Annotated in this window: 25 protein-coding genes and 2 pseudogenes; 17 read left to right on the top strand and 10 right to left on the bottom strand. The window is 71.2% G+C overall.

Features of this window, described 5'->3' with window-relative positions:
- Positions 1-221, bottom strand: a pseudogene (locus tag AIIKEEIJ_RS29265) (2'-5' RNA ligase family protein); the annotation flags it as partial.
- A gap of 19 nt (positions 222-240) precedes the next feature.
- On the opposite strand from AIIKEEIJ_RS29265, the gene AIIKEEIJ_RS29260 reads away from it, so the two are divergent.
- From AIIKEEIJ_RS29260 to AIIKEEIJ_RS29240, 5 genes are all read left to right on the top strand, one after another.
- Positions 241-1,335 (top strand): isocitrate/isopropylmalate family dehydrogenase, encoded by a 1,095-nt coding sequence (locus tag AIIKEEIJ_RS29260; protein WP_161997154.1) that lies wholly within the window; start codon positions 241-243, stop codon positions 1,333-1,335.
- A gap of 49 nt (positions 1,336-1,384) precedes the next feature.
- Complete coding sequence (locus tag AIIKEEIJ_RS29255; RefSeq protein WP_202917760.1) at positions 1,385-1,714, top strand: antibiotic biosynthesis monooxygenase; 330 nt, start codon at positions 1,385-1,387, stop codon at positions 1,712-1,714.
- Between the two features lie 132 nt (positions 1,715-1,846).
- Positions 1,847-2,710 (top strand): ABC transporter substrate-binding protein, encoded by an 864-nt coding sequence (locus AIIKEEIJ_RS29250; protein ID WP_050036368.1) that lies wholly within the window; start codon positions 1,847-1,849, stop codon positions 2,708-2,710.
- Positions 2,711-2,724: 14 nt separating this feature from the next.
- Entirely contained in the window at positions 2,725-3,711 is a 987-nt protein-coding gene (locus AIIKEEIJ_RS29245; RefSeq protein ID WP_006941147.1) for an amino acid ABC transporter permease, read from the top strand.
- Positions 3,708-4,469 carry an amino acid ABC transporter ATP-binding protein gene (locus AIIKEEIJ_RS29240; protein ID WP_006941148.1) on the top strand — a complete coding sequence of 254 codons (762 nt, stop codon included), beginning with the start codon at positions 3,708-3,710 and terminating at the stop codon, positions 4,467-4,469. The genes AIIKEEIJ_RS29245 and AIIKEEIJ_RS29240 overlap by 4 nt, the downstream gene beginning before the upstream one ends.
- A 13-nt stretch (positions 4,470-4,482) precedes the next feature.
- Here the strand turns inward: AIIKEEIJ_RS29240 and AIIKEEIJ_RS29235 are convergent, their stop codons facing one another.
- From AIIKEEIJ_RS29235 to AIIKEEIJ_RS29225, 3 genes are all read right to left on the bottom strand, one after another.
- Complete coding sequence (locus AIIKEEIJ_RS29235; protein WP_161997152.1) at positions 4,483-7,278, bottom strand: AMP-binding protein; 2,796 nt, start codon at positions 7,276-7,278, stop codon at positions 4,483-4,485.
- A 97-nt stretch (positions 7,279-7,375) separates the two neighbouring features.
- Positions 7,376-7,993, bottom strand: coding sequence for a TMEM175 family protein (locus AIIKEEIJ_RS29230; protein ID WP_274387140.1), 618 nt, complete (start codon positions 7,991-7,993; stop codon positions 7,376-7,378).
- A 159-nt stretch (positions 7,994-8,152) separates the two neighbouring features.
- Positions 8,153-9,001, bottom strand: coding sequence for a class I SAM-dependent methyltransferase (locus AIIKEEIJ_RS29225; protein WP_072635360.1), 849 nt, complete (start codon positions 8,999-9,001; stop codon positions 8,153-8,155).
- Positions 9,002-9,222: 221 nt separating this feature from the next.
- Here AIIKEEIJ_RS29225 and rpsA point away from each other — a divergent pair, with 221 nt between their 5' ends.
- On the top strand, positions 9,223-10,686 hold the full coding sequence (gene rpsA / locus AIIKEEIJ_RS29220; RefSeq protein ID WP_161997151.1) for a 30S ribosomal protein S1: 1,464 nt from the start codon (positions 9,223-9,225) through the stop codon (positions 10,684-10,686).
- Between the two features lie 169 nt (positions 10,687-10,855).
- Here the strand turns inward: rpsA and AIIKEEIJ_RS29215 are convergent, their stop codons facing one another.
- Positions 10,856-11,071, bottom strand: coding sequence for a hypothetical protein (locus AIIKEEIJ_RS29215; protein WP_006948069.1), 216 nt, complete (start codon positions 11,069-11,071; stop codon positions 10,856-10,858).
- A 216-nt stretch (positions 11,072-11,287) separates the two neighbouring features.
- Between AIIKEEIJ_RS29215 and coaE the strand changes: the two genes are divergently transcribed.
- Positions 11,288-12,505 (top strand): dephospho-CoA kinase, encoded by a 1,218-nt coding sequence (gene coaE / locus AIIKEEIJ_RS29210; RefSeq protein ID WP_029543986.1) that lies wholly within the window; start codon positions 11,288-11,290, stop codon positions 12,503-12,505.
- 24 nt (positions 12,506-12,529) lie between these two features.
- On the opposite strand, the gene AIIKEEIJ_RS29205 is transcribed toward coaE, so the two are convergent.
- On the bottom strand, positions 12,530-13,042 hold the full coding sequence (locus AIIKEEIJ_RS29205) for a DUF402 domain-containing protein (protein WP_161997150.1): 513 nt from the start codon (positions 13,040-13,042) through the stop codon (positions 12,530-12,532).
- Between the two features lie 49 nt (positions 13,043-13,091).
- Positions 13,092-13,685 (bottom strand): DUF3267 domain-containing protein, encoded by a 594-nt coding sequence (locus AIIKEEIJ_RS29200; protein ID WP_050035313.1) that lies wholly within the window; start codon positions 13,683-13,685, stop codon positions 13,092-13,094.
- 238 nt (positions 13,686-13,923) lie between these two features.
- Between AIIKEEIJ_RS29200 and uvrB the strand changes: the two genes are divergently transcribed.
- From uvrB to AIIKEEIJ_RS29185, 3 genes are all read left to right on the top strand, one after another.
- Complete coding sequence (uvrB, locus tag AIIKEEIJ_RS29195; RefSeq protein ID WP_161997149.1) at positions 13,924-16,077, top strand: excinuclease ABC subunit UvrB; 2,154 nt, start codon at positions 13,924-13,926, stop codon at positions 16,075-16,077.
- A 10-nt stretch (positions 16,078-16,087) separates the two neighbouring features.
- Positions 16,088-16,960 (top strand): SCO6745 family protein, encoded by an 873-nt coding sequence (locus tag AIIKEEIJ_RS29190; protein ID WP_006948091.1) that lies wholly within the window; start codon positions 16,088-16,090, stop codon positions 16,958-16,960.
- 169 nt (positions 16,961-17,129) lie between these two features.
- On the top strand, positions 17,130-17,582 hold the full coding sequence (locus tag AIIKEEIJ_RS29185; RefSeq protein WP_006948093.1) for a universal stress protein: 453 nt from the start codon (positions 17,130-17,132) through the stop codon (positions 17,580-17,582).
- Between the two features lie 8 nt (positions 17,583-17,590).
- Here AIIKEEIJ_RS29185 and AIIKEEIJ_RS29180 read toward each other — a convergent pair whose 3' ends face one another.
- The 3 genes from AIIKEEIJ_RS29180 to AIIKEEIJ_RS29170 form a co-directional block, all read right to left on the bottom strand.
- Entirely contained in the window at positions 17,591-18,004 is a 414-nt protein-coding gene (locus AIIKEEIJ_RS29180) for a DUF732 domain-containing protein (RefSeq protein ID WP_338021034.1), read from the bottom strand.
- A gap of 94 nt (positions 18,005-18,098) precedes the next feature.
- A complete protein-coding gene (locus AIIKEEIJ_RS29175) occupies positions 18,099-20,339 on the bottom strand; it encodes an ATP-binding domain-containing protein (protein WP_161997155.1) in 2,241 nt (746 codons plus the stop codon).
- A 166-nt stretch (positions 20,340-20,505) separates the two neighbouring features.
- Complete coding sequence (locus AIIKEEIJ_RS29170) at positions 20,506-21,519, bottom strand: DoxX family membrane protein (protein WP_161997148.1); 1,014 nt, start codon at positions 21,517-21,519, stop codon at positions 20,506-20,508.
- A 127-nt stretch (positions 21,520-21,646) separates the two neighbouring features.
- Between AIIKEEIJ_RS29170 and AIIKEEIJ_RS29165 the strand changes: the two genes are divergently transcribed.
- The 7 genes and pseudogenes from AIIKEEIJ_RS29165 to AIIKEEIJ_RS29135 all read left to right on the top strand — a co-directional run.
- The gene (locus AIIKEEIJ_RS29165; RefSeq protein ID WP_161997147.1) at positions 21,647-22,174 is read left to right on the top strand and encodes a hypothetical protein; all 528 of its coding nucleotides are present in this window, start codon (positions 21,647-21,649) and stop codon (positions 22,172-22,174) included.
- A 129-nt stretch (positions 22,175-22,303) separates the two neighbouring features.
- A complete protein-coding gene (locus tag AIIKEEIJ_RS29160) occupies positions 22,304-22,663 on the top strand; it encodes an ArsR/SmtB family transcription factor (protein WP_029543966.1) in 360 nt (119 codons plus the stop codon).
- A gap of 82 nt (positions 22,664-22,745) precedes the next feature.
- Positions 22,746-24,548, top strand: coding sequence for a SulP family inorganic anion transporter (locus AIIKEEIJ_RS29155; protein WP_072635356.1), 1,803 nt, complete (start codon positions 22,746-22,748; stop codon positions 24,546-24,548).
- Between the two features lie 179 nt (positions 24,549-24,727).
- On the top strand, positions 24,728-25,150 hold the full coding sequence (locus AIIKEEIJ_RS29150; RefSeq protein ID WP_161997146.1) for an Rv3143 family two-component system response regulator: 423 nt from the start codon (positions 24,728-24,730) through the stop codon (positions 25,148-25,150).
- Positions 25,151-25,442: 292 nt separating this feature from the next.
- A complete protein-coding gene (locus AIIKEEIJ_RS29145; protein ID WP_003937927.1) occupies positions 25,443-25,802 on the top strand; it encodes an NADH-quinone oxidoreductase subunit A in 360 nt (119 codons plus the stop codon).
- 67 nt (positions 25,803-25,869) lie between these two features.
- Positions 25,870-26,436 carry an NADH-quinone oxidoreductase subunit NuoB gene (locus AIIKEEIJ_RS29140; RefSeq protein WP_161997145.1) on the top strand — a complete coding sequence of 189 codons (567 nt, stop codon included), beginning with the start codon at positions 25,870-25,872 and terminating at the stop codon, positions 26,434-26,436.
- A 110-nt stretch (positions 26,437-26,546) separates the two neighbouring features.
- A pseudogene (locus tag AIIKEEIJ_RS29135) lies at positions 26,547-26,846 on the top strand (NADH-quinone oxidoreductase subunit C); the annotation flags it as partial.

The following is a 26,846-nucleotide window of genomic DNA, read 5'->3' as shown; positions in this document are numbered from 1 at the left end:
CCGAGCCGCACCGGCAACGGCTCGCCCGTGATCTGCTCCCGCATCGCCCCTTCCACGCCCGGCGGAATCGACGCGGCGACCGCGAGCGTGATGTGCGGGCGGTTCGACTCGGACCGATTGCGGGCCTGACTGGACAGTCCCACGTCCAGCAACCGCGACCATTCCTCGCGGACCGCCTGATCCAGACGGTCGTCGAGGAGCAGTTCCACCGACTGCACCATGGTGGGTAATGATTGCCGCATGACCGACGCCGTCGCAATCCCCGCCCCGCACCGCATCGGACTGCTCGAAGGAGACGGGATCGGTCACGAGATCGTCCCGGCCGCCCGCCGGGTGGTCGACGCCGCCGTCGCCGCCGTGCACGGCCCGGAGATCGACTGGGTGCCGCTGCCGCTCGGCGCCGATGCGATCGCCACCCACGGCACACCCACCCCCGAATCCACCCTCGACGCACTCGCGGGCCTGAACTCGTGGATCCTCGGACCGCACGACAGCGCCGCCTATCCCGACCCGTTCCGCGCGCAGCTCACCCCGGGCGGACAGATCCGCAAGCGGTTCGATCTGTACGCCAACATCCGTCCCGCCCGCGCCCTGCCCGGTGTCCGCGCCGTGTCCCCGCGCATGGATCTCGTCATCGTGCGGGAGAACACCGAGGGGCTCTACGCGGACCGCAACATGGTCGTCGGCAGCGGCGAATTCATGCCCACCCCCGACGTCGCGCTCGCCGTCGGCGTCGTCACCCGGGCGGCCTGCGAACGCATCGCCCACACGGCCTTCCGGCTCGCCACCCGTCGCCGCCGCCGCGTCACGATCGTGCACAAGGCCAACGTCCTGTCCCTGACCACCGGCCTGTTCCGGGACGTCTGCCGCGAGATCGGCGCACAGTATCCGTCGGTGACGGTGGACGACGAGCACGTCGACGCCATGGCCGCCCACCTCGTCCGCCACGGTGGCGACTACGACGTCGTCGTCACCGAGAACATGTTCGGCGACATCCTCTCCGACCTCGCGGGCGAACTGTCCGGCTCGCTCGGCACCGCGGCGTCGATCAACGCATCCGACACCCAGGCCATGGCGCAGGCCGCACACGGCGCCGCCCCGGACATCGCCGGCCGCAACCGCGCCAATCCCACGGCACTGATCCTGTCCGCCGCGATGCTCCTCGACCGGCTCGGCACCGCCCACGACCTGCCGGAGTTCGCCGCCGCGGCCCGCCGGATCCAGCACGCCGTCGACGCGACCGTCGAGGCGGGCGTGGCCACCGCGGATCTCGGCGGACTCGCTTCGACCGCCGAATTCACCGAGGCCGTCGTCGCCCGCACTCGTCGCCGCTGAGCTCGCAGCTCTTGACCTCGAGTCGGCTCGAGGTCCTACCGTGGCCGCCATGACGACCGAGATCCTGCGCATCGACAAGTTCTCCGTGCCTGCGGCCGCACGGGAGACCTTCCTCGCCGCGGTCCACGAGACGCACCGCGAGCTGCGTACCCAGCCCGGGTTCCACGGCGACGACGTCGTCGAACTGTGCTCCGGCCCGAGCGAATACAACATCGTCACCGTGGTGCGCTGGGCGCACCACCCGGCACTGCAGCGGGCCCGGGCGGCCCTGCAGGAGAGCCACGCACGCCGGGGGTTCGACCCGGCCGCGTTCCGGCTTGAGCTCGGCGTCGTCGCCGACGTCGGCAACTACATACCGGTCGCCGCCGGCGACCGGTAGGCAGGTGCGGCCGTCGACACCGAGGGCCGTCCGGGGCGGATTCCGTAATCCGGGCCCGCCGATGGATACTGTGCGGTTGTGGACGAACCAGCACCTACCGGACCGACCGGCCGCCGACGCCTCGTCGCGGGGCTGCTCGGGACGTTGCTGACGGCCGCGGTCCTGTCCGGCTGCGTCGTCAACACCGAGTCGACCGTGCCGCCCGGCGAACCGGTCGGCGCCGAACGGGTCGAGGCGATCGCCGACCAGCTGCCGGCGCCCGTCGCGGCGACCGGCGAGCTGAAGGTGGGCGTCAACGTGCCGTACGCCCCGAACGAGTTCAAGGACGACGACGGGCGCATCGTCGGTTTCGCGGTCGAACTCGTCGACGCCCTCGGCGACGTCCTCGGCGTCCGTCCGGTGTTCAGCGAATCCGACTTCGACCGCATCATCCCCGCAGTCCAGGCCGGCACGTTCGACATGGGTTCGTCGTCGTTCACCGACACCGAGGAACGCGAACAGTCCGTCGACTTCGTCACCTACTACAGCGCCGGCGTGCAATGGGCCCAGCGCGTCGGCGACGACGTCGACCCCGACAACGCCTGCGGGTTGCGGGTCGCGGTGCAGACCACCACCTACGAGGACATCGACGAGGTGCCCGCCAAGAGCGAGGCGTGCGTCGCCGCCGGCAAACCGCCGATCGACAAGGTCAAGTACGACAGCCAGGACGAGGCCACCAACGCCCTCATCCTCGGCCGTGTCGACGCCCTCTCGGCCGACTCGCCGATCACCGCGTACGCAATCGCCCGTAGCGACGGCCGGCTCGAAACCGCCGGAGCCGTGTTCGACGCCGCCCCCTACGGCTTCGTCGTCGCGAAGGGCTCGCCCCTCGGACCCGTGCTGCAGCAGGCGATGCAGCACCTCATCGACTCCGGCGTCTACGCGCGCATCGCGCAGCGGTGGGGCATGGAAGAAGGAACCATCGACACCGCGCAGATCAACGCGGCGACGAGCTGAGCGAAAGGGGTGCGATGAGCGACCGCTCGACATCCGTCACCGGACCGGAACCGCAGACCGAACCGGAAACCATCAAGGCCGTGCCGCTGCGCCGGCCCGGCCGCTGGATCGCCGGCATCGTCGTCGCCGTGCTGCTGGCGCTGTTCCTCTACGGCGCCGCCACCAACGAGGCGTACCGCTGGGACGTGTACGCGCAGTACCTGTTCGACCGCCGCATCACCGAGGCGGCCTGGAAGACCGTGCAGCTGACCGTGCTGGCGATGCTGCTCGCCGTGCTCCTCGGCGTGCTCCTCGCGGTCATGCGCCTGTCACCGAACCCGGTGCTCAAGACCGTCTCGTGGGTGTATCTGTGGATCTTCCGCGGCACCCCCGTCTACGTGCAGCTGGTGTTCTGGGGTCTGTTCCCCTCGATCTACAAGCAGCTCGACCTCGGCATCCCGTTCGTGCACCAGTTCGTGCACATCGACCTGCAGGGCATCAACGCCGCCTTCCTGTTCGCCGTGATCGGCCTCGGGCTGAACGAGGCCGCCTACATGGCCGAGATCGTGCGCGCCGGGATCGGCTCGGTCCCCGAAGGCCAGACGGAGGCCTCGGTGGCGCTCGGCATGTCGTGGTCGCAGACCATCCGCCGCACCGTCCTGCCGCAGGCGATGCGGGTGATCATTCCGCCGACGGGCAACGAGCTCATCAGCATGCTCAAGACCACCTCGCTGGTCGCGGCGGTGCCGTACAGCCTCGAGCTCTACGGCCGCGCCCGGGACATCTCCGGCGCCAACTTCCAGCCCATCCCGCTGCTGCTGGTCGCCGCCACGTGGTACCTGGCCATCACGAGCCTGCTCATGGTGGGCCAGTACTTCCTGGAACGGCACTACTCGAAGGGCCTGAGCCGCCAGCTCACCGCGCGGCAGTTGCAGGCTCTCGCCGACGCGCAGGGCAAGCCCGTCCCCGTCGAGCCCGGCGCGGCGCAGGCACCCGACATCCCCGGAGGAGAACGCCGATGACACCGATGGTCCAGGCCGACCGGGTCTACAAGAGCTACGGTGCCCTGCGGGTGCTCAACGGCATGTCGCTCGACGTGCCCGACGGCACCGTGGCATGCCTGATCGGGCCCTCCGGCTCCGGTAAGTCCACCTTCCTGCGCTGCATCAACCACCTCGAGAACATCGACGCCGGCCGCCTGCACGTTGACGGCCATTTCGTCGGCTACGCCGAACGCGGGGGCAAGCTCTACGAGCTGAGCCCGCGGGCGGCGGCCAAGCAGCGCCGCGAGATCGGCATGGTGTTCCAGCACTTCAACCTGTTTCCGCACCGCACGGCCCTCGAGAACGTCATCGAGGCGCCGATGCTGGTGAAGAAGATGCGCCGCGCCGACGCCGTCGCGCTGGGGCGGGAACTGCTCGACAAGGTCGGGCTCGCGGCCAAGGCCGACGCCTACCCGGCCCAGCTCTCCGGCGGCCAGCAGCAGCGCGTGGCCATCGCCCGCGCCCTGGCCATGGAGCCGAAGCTCATGCTCTTCGACGAGCCCACCTCCGCCCTGGACCCCGAGCTCGTCGGCGAGGTTCTCGCGGTGATGCGGGACCTCGCCGCCGGCGGGATGACGATGATGGTGGTCACCCACGAGATGGGCTTCGCCCGCGAGGTCGCCGACCAACTGGTGTTCATGGACGGCGGCGTGGTCGTCGAAGCCGGTGCTCCCAGGGAACTGCTGCGCAATCCGCAGCACGAACGAACCCAGTCGTTCCTGTCCAAGCTGCTCTAGCGGTCGGGCCTCCTCAGCGGCCGCTGTCGGGCTCTCCGCAGTGTTCGGCGATCACGGCCCGCGCTGCGCGCTCCAGCGCGACGGCCGCGTCCCAGCCGTCTCCGGACGGGAGGATCGGCTCGCCGACGACGAGGTGGATCGCTCCGCGGTGGATGATCCTGCCGTGATCGGGCCACATCATCGCGCGGGTGCCGGTGATCGCGACGGGGACCACCGGAAGACCCGCCCGTGCGGCGATCACGAACGCACCCAGGTGGAAGGACCGGAGCCCGGGCACCGGCGACAGCGCGCCTTCGGGGAACACCACCAGGCGGCCCCCGGCGCGTGCCTCCTCGACCAGCCGATCGGCGTCGGCCACGCTCTGCTCACGTTCGGTCCGTTCGACGAACCGCGTACCGATCCGCCGCAGGAGGAAACCGATGAACGGCTTGCGCTCGAAGACCTCCCCGGCCACGAACGTGTAGCGGCCCGGCAGGATCGTCGACAACGCGATGCCGTCGAGGAAGCTGGCGTGGTTGGCGACCACTACGCAGTTCGGCAGCCGCACGAGATGCTCGGCCCCTTGCGCGGTCACCGGGGTGCGGGTCAGGCGGGCGAGACCGCGGGCGGCCCTGCGCGCGGCCGCGCGGCGCGCCGGGAGGCGGGGCAGCACCGCCATGGCGATCAGGGTCGGCAGGCCGACCGCGAGAACCATCGACCAGCACCACAGGGCGAACGCACCGGTCCGGACGAGCTGCGCCGCCCGCCGCAGGCTCGGGATCGCGCCGCGGACCGCGAAGCGGGTCAGCTGCCACCACACCGGCCGGGGACGGGCTCGCACGTCGCCCTGCTCGTAGCGTTGCCGGGTGGCGGAACGCCGGATCTTGCCGCTCGAGGTCTTGCGCACCGTTCCGGGTGGGGCGAGCACGATGTCGTCCGGCGGTGTTCCGAGCAGATCCACGGAGACCCTGACGATGCGCTCCCGGAGCCGGTCCAGGGTGGCTGTCTCGGTCTCGCGCGTCTCGGCCAGCACGACCAGGCGTTCGGTGCCGGCGGTCTGCGCGGAGGTCGCGAAGACCGCCACGCAGCCCTTCCGGAGTCCCGGGATCTCGCCCACCGCCCGCTCGAGCTCCTCCGGGTGCAGGTTGCGGCCCGCGCGGATGACGAGGTCCTTGATGCGGCCGGTGACGTAGAGTTCGCCGTCGTCGAGATAGCCGAGGTCGCCGGTGTCGAGCCAGCCGTGCCGGGACAGCGCCTTGGTCGCCTGCGGGTTGCGGAAGTACCCCGCGGTGGCCGAGGGGCCGCGGAACTCGATCCGGCCCTCGCGCCGGTCGCCGAGCACGTTCGCAGCTGAGTCGACCACCCGGATCCGGTGATCCGGGATCGGCCGGCCGCAGGCGACGAAGCGCAGCGGGTTCGGGTCCTCGTCGGTGGCGGGGGCCGCCCGGCCGGTGCGCAGGAAACGTTCGCGGGCGACCGAATCGATCACCGGTCCCCGTCCCACGGGCGGGAAGGTGAGGCCGACACATGCTTCGGCCAGCCCGTAGACCGGGGCCAGGGACTCGCGGCGGAGTCCGTAGGCGGCGAACCGCTCGCCGAACCGGATCACGGTGTCCGCGTTCACGGCTTCGGCGCCGTTGAACAGCATGCGCAGCGAGCCGAGGTCGAGCCCCTCGACGTCGGCGTCGGCGATTCGGCGCAGGCACAACTCGTAGGCGAAGTTCGGAGCCGCCGACAGGGTGCCGCGGTGGGTGTGGATCGCCCACAGCCACTGCGCCGGGCGGGCGAGGAACTCCAGCGGGGACATCACCGCCAGCGGCACCCCGAAGTACAGGCCGGACAACCAGGCGCCGATCAGGCCCATGTCGTGGTAGAGCGGCAGCCAGCTGACGAAGACGTCGGAGGTGGAGACCTCGGCTGCCTTGCCCATCGCACGGATGTTGGCGAGCAGATTCGCGTGGGTCAGGGTCACGCCCTTGGGGTCGCCGGTGCTGCCGGAGGTGTACTGCAACAGGGCGATGTCGCCGGCGCCGCGCGGTCCGCCGGTCGCCTCCCCGCAGCCGGCCAGGTCGCCCGGGGTCAGGACGTGGCGCACCGTCTCCACCTGGCCGCGCATCAACCGGGCCAGGCGGGCGGCCTCCGGGTCGGTGACCAGCACACGGGTCCGTGCGTTGTCGAGAATGTGCACCTGCCGACGGAGGTGCTCGGCGAGCTGGGAGGGACGCGCCGGCGGATAGACCGGTACCGGGACGCCCCCGGCCAGGAGCACGCCGGTGAACGTGGTGAAGTAGTCCCGGCTGGTGGGAAGCATGAGGCCGACCGCGTCACCGGGCCGGAGATCGTGGGCGAGCAGCGCGGCGGACACCGTGGCAGCCGCGGAATGCAGCTCGCCGTAGCTGATCTCGCTCTGGTGTCCCTCGGTGAGAATGCGCAGGTGGACCCGATCCGGATGGGTGCGGGCGTGCCACGAGAGCGCCTCGGTCAGGGTCGCGGTCGCGTCCGGCGTCCGGTCGGTGCATGGGGGCGCCGCCCGTCGCGCGGGCACCGGCCGGCGGCGCTCCCGCGCGGGTGCGTGGTGCACCGCCGTCAGCAGCTGACGCGGGGTGGTCACGGTGCCGAGCACCCCATGATCCAGGCTCACCCCGAACGCATCCTCGACGCGGGAGATCAGCTCGGTGACCGCGAGACTGTCGAGCCCGAGATCACGATCGAAGACGCTGTCGAGTCGTGTGCCGGCCGCGCGATCGACCGTGTACCTCTCGGCCACCAGATCCCGGACCACCGAGAGCAGCAGGGCATCGTCCTGCCCCGGGGTCGCAGGCTCGCTCACGGTCGTCTCCCGTCTGTGGGAGGGACGGGTCGTCCTGCTGCCCAACATAGGCGGCCGCTCCGGCGACCAGAAGGGCCGAAGGCCCCCGGGTGCCGGTTCACGCGGACCCGGTGCCTGCTCGGTGCCGGGGCACCCGGAGAAGCCGGAACGGCTCGACGAGCAGAAGCACCGCCACCGCGAGGTAGAACGCCACCGCGAGCTGCGGCAGGAACGCCGCCAGGAGGGTCGATGCGGCCATGAGTACCGCCACCGACCATCGTTCCCGGGCCAGCGCCGGCAGTCCGGCCCGGCCCGCCTCGTCGGTCAGGTCGGCGTTGCGCACGGCGTAGGCGATCAGCACGTTGCTCATGAGTATCGCCATGGCCAGGTTCAGGCCGAACGCCACCGTGGCCGGCCTTCGCGCCGCGTCGGACAGGTGGGTCGCCATCAGGCTGGTGGTGAACGGCAGGACGGTCACGAACAGCAACCGCAGCAGATTCAGGCGCAGGAAGACCCCGTCGGTCGCCCGCAGCAACCGGGTGAGGTTGCTGCGGGCGACCCACACACCACCGATGAAGGCGAAGCTGACCAGGTATCCCAGGAAGGAGGGCCACTCGGCGCGCAGGTCCTCGAGCAGCCGGGCTGCGGAGTCGGGTACGTCCAGTTCGAGGACGAGCAGGGTGATCACGATCGCGAAGACGCCGTCGGAGAACGCGTCGAGTCGCGTGGTGGGCAGCTACCGGCCGCCGTGCCGCGGCGGGTCGCGGTGATCGGCGCGGGGCGCTCGCGGTGCGCCGGAGTCGTCCTCGGCGGGCGTCACCCCACGACCATGACACAGGCGGGGACCGGGCATCGGCCGGACGGGTGATCGGCCGGGCGGGCGGTCGCGGGCGGGTCAGTCCGGTTTACGGCTGCAGAAGATCGCGGTGCCGGGGAACAGTTCCCCGCGCAGCGGGCTCCACTGGCCCCACTCGCGGTCGAGCCCCTCCGGCCATTCGGGTTCGACGATGTCGCGTACCTCGAGGCCGGCCGCGACGAGTTCTCGGACCCGATCCCCGATGGTGCGGTGATGCTCGACGTAGGTGGGGACGCCGGCCTCGTCGACCTCCACGTACGGGGTGCGGTCGAAGTACGGCAGCATCGCGGTCAGTCCCCGCTCACCGGGGTCGTCCGGGAAGATCCAGCGGATGGGGTGGTTGACCGCGAACACCCAGATCCCGCCCGGGCGCAGCACCCGCGCGACCTCCCGCATGACCCGCGCCGAGTCGGCGACGAACGGTACCGCCCCGAACGCCGAGCACGCGATGTCGAAGCTCGCGTCCGGGAAGGGCAGGTCCTCCGCGCCGGCCTGCACGAGCGGTACCCGCGGCCCGCCGCGGTCCATCGCGGTCAGCCCGCGCGCGAGCATCCCCATGGAGATGTCCAGACCCACCGCCCGGGCGCCCCGGCCCGCGAGCCAGCGGGCGCACGGCGCCGACCCGCAGCCGAGCTCGAGGACGTCCTTGCCGGCGACGTCGCCGAGCAGGTGCACGTCGCCCTCGTGCAGCCCCTCCGGGCACCATACGAACTCGCCCTCCGCCGAGTCCACGCCGAGGAACTCGCCGTGGGTGCGGTGGTAGTCCGCGGCGTCGGCGTCCCACCAGGTGCGGCTCGCGCGCTCACTGTCCCGCGTGCCGAGGCGGGCCCGACCTGCGCGGGTGGCTCCCAGGACGGACTGGGCGTGGGCGTGACGGTCGTCGGACATGTCGTTCAGCGTAGAGCCGCGGGCCCGCCGCGCCCGGGCCGGGTTTGCCCAGCTAGCACCGGGACGCGTAGCCTGATGATCGCGAGTGTCCGCCCGTGGCCCGATAAGGATCCGGCGCGGGCGCCCGCGGCGGAGTGTGCGTGGCGTTCGCGCGGCGCGCGGTCCGCTTGTCCGACCGAACTTCATCAACCGACACCAACCCGTCCGGAGCAACTCAACACATGCCCTCCACCACCGTCACCTCGCCGCAGGTAGCCGTCAACGACATCGGCTCCGCCGAGGATTTCCTCGCCGCCATCGACGCCACGATCAAGTACTTCAACGATGGCGACATCGTGGAAGGCACCATCGTCAAGGTTGATCGCGACGAGGTGCTGCTCGACATCGGTTACAAGACCGAAGGCGTCATCCCGTCCCGCGAGCTCTCCATCAAGCACGACGTCGACCCCAACGAGGTCGTCTCCGTCGGCGACGAGGTCGAGGCCCTGGTTCTCACCAAGGAGGACAAGGAAGGCCGCCTGATCCTGTCGAAGAAGCGTGCGCAGTACGAGCGCGCGTGGGGCACGATCGAGGAGCTCAAGGAGAAGGACGAGGCCGTCAAGGGCACCGTCATCGAGGTCGTCAAGGGCGGCCTGATCCTCGACATCGGCCTGCGTGGCTTCCTGCCCGCGTCGCTCGTCGAGATGCGCCGCGTCCGCGATCTGCAGCCGTACGTCGGCAAGGAGATCGAGGCCAAGATCATCGAGCTCGACAAGAACCGCAACAACGTGGTCCTGTCGCGTCGCGCCTGGCTCGAGCAGACCCAGTCCGAGGTCCGCAGCGAGTTCCTGCACCAGCTCCAGAAGGGCCAGGTCCGCAAGGGCGTCGTGTCCTCCATCGTCAACTTCGGCGCGTTCGTCGATCTGGGCGGGGTCGACGGTCTGGTGCACGTCTCCGAGCTGTCCTGGAAGCACATCGACCACCCGTCCGAGGTCGTCGAGGTCGGCAACGAGGTCACGGTCGAGGTTCTCGACGTCGATCTCGACCGGGAGCGCGTGTCGCTCTCGCTCAAGGCCACCCAGGAAGACCCGTGGCGTCAGTTCGCCCGGACCCACGCGATCGGTCAGATCGTCCCGGGCAAGGTCACCAAGCTCGTTCCGTTCGGCGCGTTCGTCCGCGTCGAGGAGGGCATCGAGGGCCTGGTGCACATCTCCGAGCTGGCCGAGCGCCACGTGGAGGTTCCGGACCAGGTCGTGGCCGTGGGCGACGACGCGATGGTCAAGGTCATCGACATCGACCTGGAGCGTCGCCGCATCTCGCTGTCGCTGAAGCAGGCGAACGAGGACTACAACGCCGAGTTCGACCCGTCGAAGTACGGCATGGCCGACAGCTACGACGAGCAGGGCAACTACATCTTCCCCGAGGGCTTCGACCCCGAGGCCAACGAATGGCTCGAGGGCTTCGAGAAGCAGCGTGAGGAGTGGGAGTCCCGTTACGCGGAGGCCGAGCGTCGCCACAAGATGCACACCGCGCAGATCGAGAAGATGGCTGCCGACGAGGCCGCCGAGGCTGCCGCGGGTGTCTCCGGCACCAACTACTCGTCGGAGACGGGTGCCGAGACCGGCACCGCCGAGTCGACCGGTGGTTCGCTGGCCAGCGACGCGCAGCTCGCCGCGCTGCGCGAGAAGCTGTCCGGCAACGCCTGACACGTTCGAGCGAGGGGCCCCGCACCGGCCGGTGCGGGGCCCCTCGCGTTCTCCGCGCCGGCAGACAGCCTGCACCGGACGCTGGTCCCCCCGGAAAAGGCCGCGGCCCCGCTCCTCGAGGAGCGGGGCCGCGGCCTTCGGCGTCGCGCCGACCGGATGCCGGAGGTGCTCAGCTCACCGCCGGGGTGCTGGCCCACTGGGCCGGCAGTTCGGCGGCGCGCTTGCGGATCGCCGCCTGGCTGTGGCGGGCGTTGCTGAGCAGCATGGTGAACCAGTTACGCCGGTGCTCGGCGAGCGCGGCGGCGACCTCGGGGATGAGGATGCAGTGAACACCGTTCTCCATGCCGAGGCGATGCCGACCGGGCAGCTGAGGGGAGGATCGCATGCGGTGCCTTTTCGAGTGGGGCGGGTAATGACGATGGTCGGACGCTCGGTCCGACGATATCCGACGCGCCGATGATACTGGGGCAGGCGAGGCGGGTGAGATGGGCGTGTTGCCGACGAAATCCCAGGTCGCGACCAGTCCGTGACCCCGTTGTGACTGCAGTGTGACGACCGGCCGGTGTCCGGCACCCGGATCGGTGATGCGACACTGTTCGACGTGCTGAGACTCGGACTGACCGGAGGCATCGGAGCGGGCAAATCCACCGTCTCCCACGAACTCGTCGCGCTGGGGGCGGTGCTCGTCGACGCGGACACCATCGCCCGCGAAGTCGTCGCGCCGGGCACCGAGGGCCTGGCCGAACTCGCCGCGGCCTTCGGTGACGACATCCTGCTGCCGGACGGATCCCTGAACCGACCGGCGTTGGCCGCCAAGGCCTTTGCCAGCGACGAGGCGCGGGCGGTGCTCAACGCGATCACCCATCCCCGGGTGGGGGCGCGCACCGCCGAACTGGTCGCCGCCGCACCCGCCGACGCCATCGTCGTCCAGGACATCCCGCTCCTCGTCGAGGGCGGCATGGCGCCCGCGTTCCATCTCGTCGCCGTGGTGCACACCGACGCCGGCGAGCGCCTGCGCCGCCTGGTCGAACTGCGTGCGATGCCCGAGGGCGACGCGCGGGCCCGCATCGCCGCCCAGGCCACCGACGAACAGCGCCGCGCGGCCGCGGACGTCTGGCTGGACAACAACGGCGACCGGGACGCCCTCGCGGCGGCCGTGCGCGCCCTGTGGACCGAGCGGCTCGTGCCGTTCGAGGCGAACCTGCGCAGCCGCACCCCCGTGCAGCCGGCGCCGGTGCTCCGCGACCCGAATCCGGACTGGCACCGGCAGGCGCAGCGGCTGATCGGCCGGCTCGCGCTCGCCGCCGGGGGCGGCGCCGTGCGGATCGACCACATCGGCTCGACCGCCGTGCCCGGGCTGGCTGCCGTCGATGTGCTCGACCTCCAGATCACCGTGCCGGACCTCGCCGCGGCGGACGCACTCGAGGACCCCCTCGCGGGCGCCGGATTCCCCCGCATCGCCCACGTCGACCACGACGACCCGCGGCCGTCGTACGGTGCCGGCGGCGAGACCGACCCGGCCGTGTGGGGCGCGCGCCTGCACGGCAGCGCCGACCCCGGTCGGCCCGCGTACGTGCATCTGCGGGTGCAGGGCTGGCCCGGCCAGCAGTTCGCCCTGCTGCTGCGGGACTGGTTGCGCGCGAACCCCGAGGCCGTCGCCGAATTCGCCGAGATCAAGCAGGCCGCGGCCCGTGACGCGGCCGCCCGGCACGACCCGGCCGAGGCCGCCGCCGTCTACGCCGGGGAGAAGGCCCCCTGGTTCGACGGCGCCTACACGCGTGCCTGGGAGTGGGCAGAGAAGACCGGCTGGTCGGCCTGACGCCCGGACCGAGGCGGGACCCGCTCAGCGCCAGCTGACCGGCATGGCCAGCGCGGCCAGCCAGGCATCGAGATTGTGGCCGTGCGTGGCGATGCCGTCCACCGCCCGCAACGCCCGCTGCACCGCGCGCTCGGCGGTCCCCGGATCCAGCAGTCCCGCCGCCGCGGCGGCGAGCAGTTCGTCGACGTCCTCGACGGCGGTGTCGCGGCCGGTGCGCACCACGAGATCGAGGTAGTGGTCGCGCGAGTGCCACACGTTCCCCTCGCACCAGAACTCGCCGACGTCGACGTACCGGTCCTGGTCGCGTTCGAAACCGGGCCGGAAGTGGAAGATCGACGCGCGTAGGCCGAGGTCCGGCAGCAGCCACGACTCGAGATACCCGAACTGCGGGTGGTCGGCGGGCCGCGCCATGTACAGGCCCCACCGCTCGACCCGGTACACCTCCACCTCCCGCACGATGCCCTTCGGGTCGACGTTCGTGTGCGCGGCCACATCGAAGGTCTCGACCTTGACGTGGTGAAGTTTCGCCTCGGACATGGGCTGAACGTTACTGCGGTCCGGGCCGGTAAACCCGCCGGTGCCGGACCTACCGGCCCGCCGGCCCGGCCGGCACCACCGTCGTCGTTTCGTGCCCGTTGTCCTGCACGAGCGCGGAGGCGGGCAGCCGCCACAGCGCGCCGGCCTGGACGTAGTCGCCGGCCGACCCCGCGAAGTTCACCACCGTGACGACAAAGACGGTGAGGACGAAGTCGACGGGCACGGCGAACAGCAAGGCCACCAGGACCGCGCCCCACAGCGCCACGGGGGCGAGCGTGACGGTCACGGCCGCGTTCCGCGTGAGCCAGGCGTCGCTGCCCGTCGTCAGGAAGGGGAACCGCACCGCGTACGTCGGGCGCACGCCGGAGAGGATCCGGGAGACCAGGCCGTGGGTCAGTTCGTGCACCGCCAGGTAGCCGAGGCACGCCACGACGGTGACGACGACCGTGGGCGCCGTGCCCCACCCGCTCCGCAGCGGCAGGCCCAGGACCACTGCCGCGCCGAGGAGGACGGCGACGGTGAGGACGAGGACGGTCCGGACGGCCGCGGCCGCCCGCGTGTCGTTCTTCAGGTCCAGCCGGGTGTGGACCCGGTAGTCCGGTGGGGGCGCCACCGCGGGCTTCGGGTCGTTGCGAGCGTTCACGTGTACCCCCTGGATTTCGCGGTCTCCCGGGCGGACGGTCCGACGAGAGCCGACGGTGGACGGGCGGGCCGGTCCGACCGATCATGCCCGGCGGACGACTCCGTGTCCCGGCGGACGACTCCGTGTCCCGGCGGACGACTCCGTGTCCCGGCGGATGACTCCGTGTCCCGGCGGCCAGGCACCGGGTCCCTGCCGCCGCCGATCGGCATTGTCGGTGCCGCCGCCTACCCTGGTTCCCATGGCGTTCGCAAGCGAGCATCCCGTTGTCGCCCACTCCGAGTTCCGCCCCGTGGGGGAGATCGAACGGGCCGAGGGCCGGTTCGAGGTGGTCAGCGACCACAAGCCTGCCGGGGATCAGCCGGCCGCGATCGACGAGCTCGAGCGCCGCCTGCAGGCGGGGGAGAAGGACGTGGTGCTGCTCGGCGCCACGGGCACCGGCAAGTCGGCCACCACCGCGTGGCTGATCGAGCGGGTCCAACGCCCCACCCTGGTGATGGCGCCGAACAAGACCCTCGCCGCGCAGCTCGCCAACGAGCTGCGGGAGATGTTGCCGCACAACGCCGTCGAGTACTTCGTGTCGTACTACGACTACTACCAGCCCGAGGCGTACATCGCGCAGACCGACACGTACATCGAGAAGGACTCCTCGATCAACGACGACGTGGAACGGCTGCGGCACTCGGCCACCTCCGCGCTGCTCTCCCGTCGCGACGTCGTGGTGGTCGCGTCCGTGTCGTGCATCTACGGCCTGGGCACGCCGCAGTCCTACCTGGACCGTTCCATCGCGCTCGAGGTCGGGGTGGAGGTGCCCCGCGACGCCCTGCTGCGCCTGCTGGTGGACGTGCAGTACACCCGCAACGACATGGCGTTCACGCGCGGCTCGTTCCGGGTCAAGGGCGACACCGTCGACATCATCCCCGCGTACGAGGAACTCGCCGTGCGCATCGAGTTCTTCGGCGACGAGATCGACGCGCTCTACTACCTGCACCCCCTGACGGGGGACGTGGTGCGCAAGGTGGACTCGCTGCGGATCTTCCCCGCCACCCACTACGTCGCCGGGCCGGAGCGGATGGAACGGGCCGTGACCGACATCGAGGCCGAACTCGAGGACCGTCTCGTCGACCTCGAGAACCGCGGCAAGCTGCTCGAGGCGCAGCGCCTGCGGATGCGCACCCAGTACGACCTCGAGATGATCCGCCAGGTCGGGTTCTGCTCCGGCATCGAGAACTACTCGAGACACATCGACGGCCGTCCCGCCGGTTCCGCGCCGGCCACCCTGATCGACTACTTCCCGGAGGACTTCCTGCTGGTCATCGACGAGTCCCACGTCACCGTCCCGCAGATCGGCGCCATGTACGAGGGGGACATGTCGCGCAAGCGCAACCTCGTCGAATTCGGGTTCCGGCTGCCCTCGGCCGTCGACAACCGCCCGTTGACCTGGGAGGAGTTCGCCGCCCGCATCGGCCAGACCGTCTACCTGTCGGCCACCCCCGGCCCGTACGAGCTCGGGCAGGCCGGCGGCGAGTTCGTCGAACAGGTCATCCGGCCGACCGGACTGGTGGACCCGAAGGTCGTCGTCAAGCCCACCAAGGGCCAGATCGACGACCTGGTACACGAGATCCGCGAGCGCGCCGACCGGGACGAGCGGGTGCTCGTCACCACCCTCACCAAGAAGATGTCCGAGGATCTCACCGACTACCTGCTCGAGCTCGGCATCCGGGTGCGCTACCTGCACTCGGACATCGACACCCTCCGGCGCGTCGAGCTGCTCCGGCAGCTGCGGCTCGGCGAGTACGACGTCCTCGTCGGCATCAACCTCCTCCGCGAGGGCCTCGACCTACCCGAGGTCTCGCTCGTGGCGATCCTCGACGCCGACAAGGAGGGGTTCCTGCGCTCGACCACCAGCCTCATCCAGACCATCGGCCGGGCCGCCCGCAACGTCTCCGGCGAGGTCCACATGTACGCCGACAAGGTCACCGACTCGATGGCGCGTGCCATCGAGGAGACCGAGCGGCGCCGCGAGAAGCAGATCGCGTGCAACCGCGAGCACGGCATCGACCCGCAGCCGCTGCGCAAGAAGATCGCCGACATCCTCGACCAGGTCTACGAGGAGGCCGACGACACCGTGGAGGTCGGGGGCTCGGGCCGCAACGCCTCCCGCGGCCGCCGCGCCCAGGGGGAATCCGGTCGCGCCGTGAGCGCCGGCGTCTACGAGGGCCGCGACGTGAAGTCCATGCCCCGGGCCGAACTCGCGGACCTCGTGCAGGAACTGACCGACCAGATGATGAACGCGGCCCGCGAGCTGCAGTTCGAACTGGCCGGGCGGTTGCGCGACGAGATCGCCGACCTGAAGAAGGAACTGCGCGGGATGGACGCCGCCGGCCTCGCGTAGCGTCTGCGGCATGGACCCACAGTCTGCCGGCCGCATCGCCCGTGCCCTCGAACTGATCCACTCCGTCGGGTACTTCGCCCCCGAAGTCGACGCCGCGCTCGGCGACACCGGCCTCGAGGCCGGCCGGATGCGGTACTTCGCGGCGCGTTCCGCCGCGCTCGGGGCGGTCGGGGCGGGCGTCGTGACCGCCACCTTCTACAACTTCAGTCCCCGTCTCGTCGCGTCCGCGATCCCGCACGCCTGGCGGCTCGCCACCCCGGAGGCCGTCGTGGCCGCCCGGCTGCGCGGCATCGACGAGTCGCTGGCCCGAATCCTCGGGCCCGAGGTGCTGGACTCGCCGGAGATGCGCGAGGCGGCGGACCTCGCCGCGAGCGCCGCCCGGGCCGTCCCGGGACCGGAGGGCCGGCCGCTGTACGCGGGGCACGCCGACCTGCCGTGGCCGGACGCCCCGCACCTGATCCTGTGGCACGCGCTGACCCTGCTGCGCGAATACCGGGGCGACGGGCACGTCGCGGCGTTGCAGACCGCCGGCCTGACCGGGATCGAGGCCCTCGTCACCCACACCGCCGCGGGGATCGGGTTCAGCGAGGACTTCGCCCGCGCGCGCCGCGGCTGGAGCAAGGAGGAGTGGGCCGACGCGGAGACGGCGCTGCGCTCGCGCGGACTGCTCGACCGCTCCGGTGCGCTCACGGACGAGGGCTTCGAGGTCCGCGAACTCGTCGAGGACCTGACCGACGACCTCGCGGCGGTGCCGTGGGCGGCGCTGGGCGAAGACAAGGCCGACCGGCTGACGGAGCTCGCGCTGCCGTGGCGGGACGCCATCGTGGAGTCCGGCGTGTTCCCCGCGCAGATGTTCGGCCCGCGTTACGGTGACGCACGGTAACGTCAACGGTCGTCAGTGGCGTCGAGTGCACGGCGGCGGGCCCTGTGGGATCCACCCCAAAGGCCGTCAACCCCGTCCGGTCGGCCGCTACTGTCGACGCAGCAGTCGGAAGGGGGACGCAACGACGGTCGCCCGCCGGCGAAACCCGACCAATTTCATGGAGGAATGCATGAGCGCCTACCGGACCGTAGTCGTCGGAACCGACGGTTCCGAGTCGTCGTACCGCGCCGTCGAGAAGGCAGCAGCTCTCGCCGGTGACGCCGAGGCCCGTCTCGTCATCGCGTGCGCCTACTACCCGGTGGATCCGAAGGACAGCGCCCGCGCCGCCGACGTGCTCGGTGAGGACGCCTACCAGGTGACCGGATCGGCGCCCACCTACGACATCCTGCGCACCGCCCGGGAGAAGGCCCACGCAGCCGGCGCCAAGAACGTCCTCGAACGGGCCGTCGTCGGGGCTCCCGTCGACTCGCTCCTCGAACTGGTCGACGAGGTGGAGGCGGACCTGCTCGTCGTGGGCAACCGGGGCCTGAACACCCTCACCGGCCGGTTGCTCGGCTCCGTACCCTCGGATCTGGCCCGCAAGTCGACCTCGGACGTGCTCATCGTGCACACCGTCCGCTGACGCGTCGATCAGCAGTAGGTCTCGCGGGCGGCACCCACGTAGAACCGGGCGGCGTCGTCGCCCTGCAACTCCGCCCGCGAGACGGACGCTGCGAAGGCCGCGACGGACCGGACCGAGCCGAGGATCTGTTCTTCCGGCAGGCCGGCGGCCAGCTGGGCACACGTCCCCCGGACCAGTGCCACCAGCGTCTCGTCGGGCACCCCGGCGGCCAGCCCGGCGTCGGCCAGGGCCTGCTTGAACCGCAGGGCCGGCCCGTCCAGCGCCTCCGCCTCGACCGGTGCGGCCGCCATCGGGACCGTGACCGGGATGGCGGCCGCGGAGTCCTCCGAGGCCGCGGTCCCCGCACAACCCGCGGTGGTGGCGAGGACCCCGAACCCTGCCAGGATGCGCGCCCAGCGCCCCCGAGGCCACACCGCTCTCACCGCCCCGCCTCCCGCTCCGACCGGTCGCACGTTCGTCCGCAACATACCGCCCGGCCGAACGGCGCAGGCGGTGAAACGGCACATCGGTGACCTGTCACAGCCGGGCCGGCGCCACCAGCGCCGCCAGTGCCTCGGGCAGTTCCCCGGTGTGCAGCACCCCGAGCCGTTGGGTGGCGCGGGTGAGCGCCACGTACAGGTCGTTGAGCCCGCGAGGCGACTCCGCCACGATGGCGGTCGGCTCCACCAGCAGCACCGAATCGAATTCCAGTCCCTTGACGTCCTTCACGGTGGACACCCGCACCGAATCCGACCGTAGGTGCGCCCACTGCGCCGCGAGATCGTGCGGCACGATCACCGCCGTGAGGCCCGGGCCGTCCTCGGCCGCGAGGGCGCCGTGCACGGCTTCGAGAAGGCCGTCCGCGTCGACGTTCCGGACCCACGGTGTGAACCCGGACTCGCGCACCGAGCGCGGCGGCACCTGGTGCGGATCGATCTCGGCGAGGACCGCATGTGCGATCTCCATGATCTCCGCGGGCGTCCGGTAGTTGACGGTCAGCTCGGCCTTCTTCCACCGGTTGGCCACGTACGGCTCCAGGATCCGCTGCCAGGACGAGCTGCCGGCCGGATCCCCGGTCTGCGCGGTGTCGCCGACCAGGGTCATCCAACGGTTCGGGATGCGCCGCATCAGCATCCGCCAGGCCATCTCGGACAGCTCCTGCGCCTCGTCGACGATCACGTGCCCGTACGTCCAGGTCCGGTCCCCGGCGGCCCGTTCGGCCGTGGTCTCGTGGCTCGAGCGGCTCTGTCGCTGCGCGAGCTGGTCGGCGTCGATCAGGTCGTACGCCATCAGGATCTCCGGATCCAGCTCGTCCTCGAGATCCTGCGGGGCCGACCCCGTCAGGATGTCCAGGGCGCCCTGCGCGTCGGCGATCTGCTTGCGCCACTGCCGCGCGACGCGCTCCCGCTCGGCCGCGTCGTCGACGCCGAGCAACTCGGCGAGTTCGTCGAGCAGTGGCGCGTCCGCGGCGCTGAACACCCGCGTCGCCGAGGGGCGCAGCAGCAGTGCGCGCTGGTCCTCGTCGAGTTCCGGCGCCGCCGACGCGAGGCGCTCCCGGGACGCGAACAGCTCCGCGAGCACCTGCTGCGGGCTCAGCTGCGGCCACAGCGAGTCGATCGCCGCCGTGATGTCGCGGTCCGCCCGCATCTCGGCCCGGATGTCGTCGATGTCGTCCCGGCTCAACAGGTTTCCGCCGTCGACCAGATTCGCACCGATGATCGACGCGAGCTGGTCGGCGAGCGCGTCCACCACCGCGGAGACGAAGATCGGGCGAGCCAGGTTGTGCGGCCGGCGCGACGACCGGGCCCGGCCCCGCGCCCGCGTGACCGTCTTGCGGTCGAGGGTCAGCCGGTAGGTGTCGAAGACCAGGGGGATCGGCGTCGTCGGGATCTCCTGACGGTCCCGCACCGCCTTCTTCAGCACCTCGATCATGCCGAGGGAGCCCTTGATGGCGCCTGCCTCGAGGGAGTCCTCGACGCTCGCGCGCACCCCGGGGTACAGGTCACCGATCGTGGACAGCAACACGCCGGTCTCGCCGAGGGACGGCAGCACCTGCCCGATGTAGTCCAGGAACGTCGAGTTCGGTCCGACGATGAGCACACCGCTCTTCGCGAGCTGCCGACGGTACGTGTACAGCAGGAACGCCGCCCGGTGCAGGGCCACCGCGGTCTTCCCGGTGCCCGGGCCGCCCTGGACGACGAGCACGCTCTTGTGCTCGGATCGGATGATCGCGTCCTGCTCGGCCTGGATCGTCGCGACGATGTCGTGCATCTGCCCGGTCCGCGCGGCGTTCAGCGCGGCCAGCAGCGCCGTCTCGCCGGCGACACCCCCCGCCGAGACGGTGGCGTCGTGCGCCTGGGCCGCGTCGAGATCGAGGTACTCGTCGTTGAGCGCGGTGATCGCGCGGCTGCGCGACCGGATGTGCCGGCGCCGCGTCACGCCCTCCGGCGCCGCCGGCGTCGCCAGATAGAACGGCCGGGCCAACGGCGCCCGCCAGTCCAGCAGCAGCGGCTCGTAGTCGTTCGCCTCGTCGAGGATGCCGATGCGGCCGATGTACCGTACCTCGGTCCCGTCGCCGTCCTCGCCGTCGCGCACGTCGATCCGGCCGAAGCACAGCCCGTGCTCGGCCGCGTCGTATTTCGCGATGTCCTCCGTGTACAGCTGCGTGAAGGACTCCCGCTCGCTGCGGGCCTGCGGAGTGCCGCCGGTGTCGAGCAGCACCCGGCTCAGCCGGGTCTTGGCGTAGGCCCGCATGGAGTCGAGGTGGCCGTACAGCATCGACAGGTAGACCTGCTCACGCTCTTGGTCGGGGTGGGACAGGCCATCGGCCGGCAAGGGGTCTCCTCGGGGTCGGACGGGCGGCGGGTGCGTCGCCACGAAGTGCCCAAGAAGTCTAGTGGCGGTCCCGCACCGGCGCAGAATCGCCGGGTGCGGGACCGTGCTGTCAGCGCTGCAACTGCAGGCGGGCGCGGGTGAGGGCCTCCTCGGCGCGGTGACGGGCCTGCTGCGCCAGCAACAGGGAACGCTCCTCCGCCGTCAGCGCCCGCTCGCGGGCGACCTTCGCCAGCTCCGGGCCGCGCTCACGGGCCGTGCCCCACAGCAGCGAACTCCGTTCCCGGGCGACCTCGGCGAGTTCGGGGCCGCGTTCGCGGGCGACGTCGAGCAGTTCGGTGCCGCGTTCGCGGGCGACGTCGGCGAGTTCGGTGCCGCGTTCGAGGGCGACGTCGGCGAGTTCGGGGCCGCGTTCGCGGGCGACGTCGAGCAGGTGCGTGCCGCGTTCGCGGGCGACCTCGGCGAGCTCGGGTCCGCGCTCGCGGGCAACGCCCAGCAGGTGGCTTCCACGCTCACGGGCGGTGCCGGCCACCTCCGCTGCCTCCTCCGACAGGACCCGGACCCGCTCGGCCACCTTGTGCAGGCTCTCGGTGACCGCTTCGCCCGTGCCGTCGTCCTGATGAGGCAGGACACCGGCGACGGCCTCCTGGGCGCGCCGTGCGGCCCGCCGTCCGCGCCACCCCAGCGACGGCTTGCCTTCGGTGTCCACCGCGGTGATGATCAGCCCGCCGAGCAGGCTGATGTTCTTGAGGAACTGGGTGCGCTGGATGGCCCGGGCCTCCGCATCCTCGACGTTCCAGAAGTCGTGACCCGCCACCGTCGTGGGCACGAGCGTGGTGGCCAGGGCAAGAGCCGCCAGCCGCGGTGCCTTCCCGACCGCGAGCAGCGCACCCGCCCCGATCTGCACGGCGGCGTTGATCCGCACGAGTGTCTCCGGATCGTTCGTGAGCTTCTCGCTCACCGAGTCCGGGAGCTTCTGCGTCACCGTGTCGGGCAGCATGCCCACCGCCCGGTCGAGTCCCGGCTGCGCTGCCGCCGCCTTGGTGGACGAGTCTCTCAGCGCGTCGATGCCCCCGGCGACGAAGACCGACGCGAGCATGGGGCGGGCAATTCTGCGGACAATCATGTGCTTCCTCCCGTGATCGGTGGCGGTTCCACCTTTGCACGCATACCCCGCCGCCCGGCGCGATATGCGCGTTCGACCCGGATCAGGCTCCGGACGCCGCGCAACGATTGCGCGCCGAGGTGGCACGATGTGCGGCGTGAACGATGGGGGAGAAGCGGCAGGGGTCGGCGACATCGGTGGGGCCGGGGTGCGCGTGGTGCGCACGACGACATCGGTCCGGGTCGAGGCCACGATACCGGTGTCGGCCGCGGCGCTGTTCGGGGTGATGCGGGACCCGCTGCGGCACAGCGAGATCGACGGCTCGGGCACGGTGCAGGTGCCCGCGGGGCAGCCCCCGATCACCGCCGTCGGCCAGCGCTTCTCCGGGCAGGTGCACTTGCCCGGGCGCAGCGCGTATCCGGTGGTCAACCACGTGGTGGCGTTCGAACCCGACCGGCTGCTGGCGTGGCTGCCGGCCAACCCGGACACGCCGCCGCTCGGCATCCGGTGGGAGTGGTCCTTCACCGGGACGACCGGGGGCGCTGCGGTGAGCCAGGCGTGCGACTGGTCCGCGGTGACCGACACCGCGTACCTGCGTCGCGTGCGGCTTCCGCGGGTCTCGCCCGCGCAGATGTCCGCGAGCCTCGCCCGGCTCGGGCGTGCGGCGCGTTCCTGAACCGCGCCGGGTGCCGACGGTGTCGGTGTCCGGTGTGTCGCATGTCACGCACACCCTACCTCTTTGATTGCTAAACTACGCAAGTAACGGCATCGCCCGCCGGCGGTGGCTCGGACGACGGGAACGGTGATGGTCGCGCAGGCGCGTCAGCCCCTCTATCGGATGAAGGCCGACTTCTTCAAGACGCTCGGACATCCGGCGCGCATCCGCGTCCTCGAGCTGCTCAGCGAGCGCGAGCATGCCGTCTCCGAGATGTTGCCCGAGGTGGGGATCGAACCCGCCAATCTCTCCCAGCAACTGGCGATCCTCCGGCGCGCAGGCCTGGTCACCGCGCGCCGGGAGGGGCTGTCGGTGACGTACGCGCTGACGTCGCCGCGGGTCGCGGAACTGCTGGGCGTCGCCCGCGCCATCCTCACGGGGGTGGTCGCCGGACAGGCGGAGCTGCTCGAGGACGACGTAGCCGAACCGGCGGGCCGAGCGCGCCGCTGAGCCGGTCGCGCACCGGGGCGCTTCGCGCGCATTGATTGCAGACTTTATTAAGTGCTTATTTATTGTTTGTGGTGGAGGCACGATGTCGATGTCGACAGAGCAGCAGGATGCGGTGACCGGGCGCACCGAGGAAGAGGCGGCGGGAGCCGGCACCGTCGTGGCTCGCGCCGCGCGGTCGGTCGCCGCGCTGATGCCGCGCTGGGTCGAGTGGAAACCGGCCCTGCGCTCGCCCCGCGCCGATCTGACCGCCGGACTCGTCGTCGCCCTCGTCGCGTTGCCCCTCGCGCTCGGCTTCGGCATCAGCTCCGGTCTCGGGGCCGCGGCGGGCCTCGCGACCGCCGTCGTCGCGGGAGCGGTCGCCGCCGTGTTCGGCGGCTCCCGCTTCCAGGTGTCGGGCCCGACCGGCGCGATGACCGTCGTCCTGGTGCCGATCTTCCACGAGCACGGCGCCTCCGGCGTCCTCGCGGTGGGACTCGTCGCCGGCGTCGTTCTCGTCGTCCTCGCCTTCGCCGGCATCGGCCGGGCGGTGCGATTCATGCCCGCCCCGGTGATCGAGGGCTTCACCGCCGGGATCGCCGTGGTCATCGCCCTGCAGCAGGTTCCGGCCGCGCTCGGCATCGCCCACGCCGAGGGGGAGAAGGTGTGGCAGAGCGCGTTCGACGCCGCCCGGCAGTTCGTCGACCAGCCGTCCCTTCTGCCCACGGTCGTGGCGGTGCTTGTCGCGGCGGCCATCCTGATCGGCGGCCGGTACCTGCCGAAGCTGCCGTTCTCGCTCGTCGCGGTGGTGGTGGCCACCGTCGTCGCACAGCTGTTCCATCTGGACGTCACGCGGATCGGGTCCATCCCGTCCGGCTTCAGCGCCCCCAGCCTCGGATTCCTCGACCTGGGTGAGCTGACGTCGCTTCTCGCGCCGGCGCTCGCGGTGGCCGCGCTCGCGGCCCTCGAATCGCTGCTGTCCGCGACCGCCGCGGATTCGATGAGCGTCGGCACCCGGCACGACCCGGACCGGGAGTTGTTCGGGCAGGGCCTGGCCAACATCGCCGCCCCCCTGTTCGGCGGCGTTCCGGCCACGGGCGCGATCGCCCGGACGGCCGTCAACGTCCGCTCGGGGGCGCGGTCCCGGCTGTCCGCCCTCACCCACGCCGTCATCCTCGCCGGGATCGTCTACCTCGCCTCGCCGCTCGTCGCCCAGATCCCCCTTGCCGCGCTCGCCGGCGTTCTGCTCGCCACCACGGTGCGCATGGTCGAGACCGCCTCGATCGTCGCGATCACGCGGGCGAGCCGCGCGGATGCGATCGTCATGACGGTGACGTTCCTGGTCACCGTCGCCCTCGACCTCGTGACGGCGGTCGCGATCGGTGTCGGGTTCGCTGCGGTGCTCGCGCTGCGGGCGGTCGCGAAGTCCGCCCGGATCGAGCAGGTTCCCCTCGACGAGGAAGGGGATCACGCCGCCGAGGAACACGAGCTGTTGCGTGAGCACATCGTCGCGTACCGGATCGACGGTGCTCTGTTCTTCGCCGCGGCCCACCGATTCCTGCTCGAGCTCGCCGACGTCACGGACGTCAAGGTCGTGATCCTGCGCATGTCCCGGGTGACGGCCATCGACGCCACCGGCGCCCTGGTCCTCAAGGACGCCATCACCAAGCTCGAGCACCGGCACATCACGGTCCTGATCTCCGGGGCCAAACCGGAGCACCTGCGGCCGCTGTCCGCGCTGGGTGTCTTCACCACCAAGGACAGCGAGGAGCGGCACGTCTTCGCGACCACGCCCCGAGCGATCGCGTACGCCCGCATGCTGGTGCTGCCGGAACACCGGTACGCCCAGGCCACCGCCGGTTCCGAGGGGAAGGGGCCGGGAGATTCCGAAGCTCTTCCGGGCGAGTAGAATCGGCGGTGTGACCGGCCCTCGTGGCAGCCTGGCTCTCCTCACCCGGTAACGCCAGGTGAGCACGGGGACCGGTCGCCTGCCGTCGGCGGGACCGGCGGGGCGCAGGCGGCCGCGAGCCGTGCGTGCCGCGGCTCGCCTCCCGGGGGCCCTCCGTTCCGGCCAGTAGCATCTGCTCCGTGACCGACTCGACCGCGAGTACCAGCCGTCCTGCCGCCCTGCGCGTTCTCGTCTACAGCGACGACGCCGACACGCGCGAGCAGGTCACCCGGGCGCTGGGCCGGCGACCCGATCCTGAGCTCCCCGAACTCGACTTCGTCGAGGTGGCGACCGAGCCGATGGTGATCCGCCGCATGGACGCCGGCGGTATCGACCTCGCGATCCTGGACGGCGAGGCGGCCTCCGCCGGTGGGATGGGGATCGCCAAGCAACTCAAGGACGAACTCGAACAGTGCCCGCCCGTCGTTGTGCTGACCGGCCGGGCGGACGACGCGTGGCTGGCCGACTGGTCCCGCGCCGAGGCCGCGGTGCCGCGGCCTCTCGACCCGTTCCGCCTCGCGGAGACGGTCGTCGCGCTGCTGCGCGGCCGCAGCGCCACCTGAGGGCGGCGCGAAGCGGGCGCCGGCATCGGCCCACGGTCCGGGCGATCTGCCGGTCCCGGCGTCCCGGCACCCCCGCAAGGGTCGGGCGAAACGGAGAAATCACGCCGCGTCGTATCCGCCTCGGCGGGACACCGCGCCGGTAGGCTGAGCCGTACATCACAATGATGCGGTTGAAGTGACTCACGGCACTGTCTCCGTATCGTGATCGTTCGGCCCCAGCGGCCGGTGGAGGTCGGCAAGGGCAACGGGGTCGGCGCGGGTGGCCGGCTCGCACGGAGAGGAGCCAGGCGCCATGAACGTCTACATCCCGATCCTCGTGCTCGGAGGGATCGCGGTCGCCTTCGCGGTGTTCTCGGTCGTCGTGTCCTCGGTGATCGGCCCGAGCCGCTACAACCGAGCCAAGCTCGAAGCCTACGAGTGCGGGATCGACCCGACGCCGCAGCCGCCGGGCGGCGGCAGGTTCCCGGTGAAGTACTACCTGACGGCCATGCTGTTCATCATCTTCGACATCGAGATCGTGTTCCTCTATCCGTGGGCCGTGCACCTCGATGCCCTGGGGGTCTTCGGGCTGGCCGCGATGGCGCTGTTCGTGTTCAACGTCGCCGTCGCCTACGTCTACGAGTGGCGGCGGGGTGGTCTCGGCTGGGAATGACCGCGACAGGGAATGGGATTGTGCCGTAATGGATTCGAACACCGACCGAAAGTGATAAGAGTCGGACATGGGTCTCGAGGAGAAGTTGCCGAGCGGCTTTCTGCTGAGCACGGTGGAGAGCTTCGCCGGTTTCGCGCGCAAGGGTTCGCTGTGGCCCGCGACCTTCGGGCTCGCGTGCTGCGCGATCGAGATGATGACCACCGTGTCGCCGCGGTTCGACATCGCACGGTTCGGGATGGAGGCGTTCCGCGCCTCGCCGCGACAGGCCGACCTCATGATCGTCGCCGGCCGGGTCAGCCAGAAGATGGCCCCGGTGCTGCGGCAGGTCTACGACCAGATGGTCGAGCCGAAATGGGTATTGGCCATGGGTGTGTGCGCCTCCTCGGGCGGCATGTTCAACAACTACGCCGTCGTCCAGGGTGTCGACCACATCGTTCCCGTCGACATCTACCTACCCGGGTGCCCGCCCCGGCCGGAGATGCTGCTGCACGCCGTCCTGATGCTGCACGAGAAGATCCAGCAGATGCCGCTCGGCGTGGACCGGGAGAAGGCCGTGCAGGCCGCCGAGGAGGCGGCCATGGCTGCCTCCCGGCCCGTCGTGCCCACCCTCCAGGTGCGGGGGTCGGCCCGGTGACCTCCTCCTCCGACAACGAACGGTCCTCGCGCCCTACGGATCCCGCGACGCACGCGCAGGACACCGCACTGCCGGTGGACCGGGCGGCCACCACCGGCCCCGAGGGAACGCTGCCGGCGCGGCCCGACGGCGGCGCCGAGGTGATCGGCACCCGCACGGGCATGTTCGGGGTCCGCGGCAGCGGCGACACCTCCGGCTACGGGCGGCTCGTACGCCCGGTGACTCTGCCCGGGAGCACCCCGCGCCCGTACGGCGGGTACTTCGACGACGTGGCCGACGCCCTGCACGCCGCCGTCACCGAGTCCGGGGTGGATGTCGAGGCGGCGATCGAGAAGGTCGTCGTCCACCGCGGTGAGCTGACCTTCCACGTCCGTCGCGAGCACCTTCCCGAGGTGGCCCGGCGGTTGCGC

Source organism: Rhodococcus sp. YH1 (genome assembly GCF_009939605.1).
In the GTDB taxonomy this organism is placed as follows: Bacteria; Actinomycetota; Actinomycetes; order Mycobacteriales; family Mycobacteriaceae; genus Rhodococcus; species Rhodococcus aetherivorans.
This window is presented reverse-complemented; position numbering and strand designations above follow the sequence as displayed.

Coding starts and splice junctions, on each gene's coding strand:
- AIIKEEIJ_RS29260 (WP_161997154.1), top strand. CDS start 241: ATGACCGACGCCGTCGCAATCCCCGCCCCGCACCGCATCGGACTGCTC.
- AIIKEEIJ_RS29255 (WP_202917760.1), top strand. CDS start 1,385: ATGACGACCGAGATCCTGCGCATCGACAAGTTCTCCGTGCCTGCGGCC.
- AIIKEEIJ_RS29245 (WP_006941147.1), top strand. CDS start 2,725: ATGAGCGACCGCTCGACATCCGTCACCGGACCGGAACCGCAGACCGAA.
- AIIKEEIJ_RS29240 (WP_006941148.1), top strand. CDS start 3,708: ATGACACCGATGGTCCAGGCCGACCGGGTCTACAAGAGCTACGGTGCC.
- AIIKEEIJ_RS29225 (WP_072635360.1), bottom strand. CDS start 9,001: ATGTCCGACGACCGTCACGCCCACGCCCAGTCCGTCCTGGGAGCCACC.
- rpsA (WP_161997151.1), top strand. CDS start 9,223: ATGCCCTCCACCACCGTCACCTCGCCGCAGGTAGCCGTCAACGACATC.
- AIIKEEIJ_RS29215 (WP_006948069.1), bottom strand. CDS start 11,071: ATGCGATCCTCCCCTCAGCTGCCCGGTCGGCATCGCCTCGGCATGGAG.
- AIIKEEIJ_RS29205 (WP_161997150.1), bottom strand. CDS start 13,042: ATGTCCGAGGCGAAACTTCACCACGTCAAGGTCGAGACCTTCGATGTG.
- uvrB (WP_161997149.1), top strand. CDS start 13,924: ATGGCGTTCGCAAGCGAGCATCCCGTTGTCGCCCACTCCGAGTTCCGC.
- AIIKEEIJ_RS29190 (WP_006948091.1), top strand. CDS start 16,088: ATGGACCCACAGTCTGCCGGCCGCATCGCCCGTGCCCTCGAACTGATC.
- AIIKEEIJ_RS29185 (WP_006948093.1), top strand. CDS start 17,130: ATGAGCGCCTACCGGACCGTAGTCGTCGGAACCGACGGTTCCGAGTCG.
- AIIKEEIJ_RS29175 (WP_161997155.1), bottom strand. CDS start 20,339: ATGCTGTACGGCCACCTCGACTCCATGCGGGCCTACGCCAAGACCCGG.
- AIIKEEIJ_RS29170 (WP_161997148.1), bottom strand. CDS start 21,519: ATGATTGTCCGCAGAATTGCCCGCCCCATGCTCGCGTCGGTCTTCGTC.
- AIIKEEIJ_RS29165 (WP_161997147.1), top strand. CDS start 21,647: ATGTGCGGCGTGAACGATGGGGGAGAAGCGGCAGGGGTCGGCGACATC.
- AIIKEEIJ_RS29160 (WP_029543966.1), top strand. CDS start 22,304: ATGGTCGCGCAGGCGCGTCAGCCCCTCTATCGGATGAAGGCCGACTTC.
- AIIKEEIJ_RS29155 (WP_072635356.1), top strand. CDS start 22,746: ATGTCGATGTCGACAGAGCAGCAGGATGCGGTGACCGGGCGCACCGAG.
- AIIKEEIJ_RS29145 (WP_003937927.1), top strand. CDS start 25,443: ATGAACGTCTACATCCCGATCCTCGTGCTCGGAGGGATCGCGGTCGCC.
- AIIKEEIJ_RS29140 (WP_161997145.1), top strand. CDS start 25,870: ATGGGTCTCGAGGAGAAGTTGCCGAGCGGCTTTCTGCTGAGCACGGTG.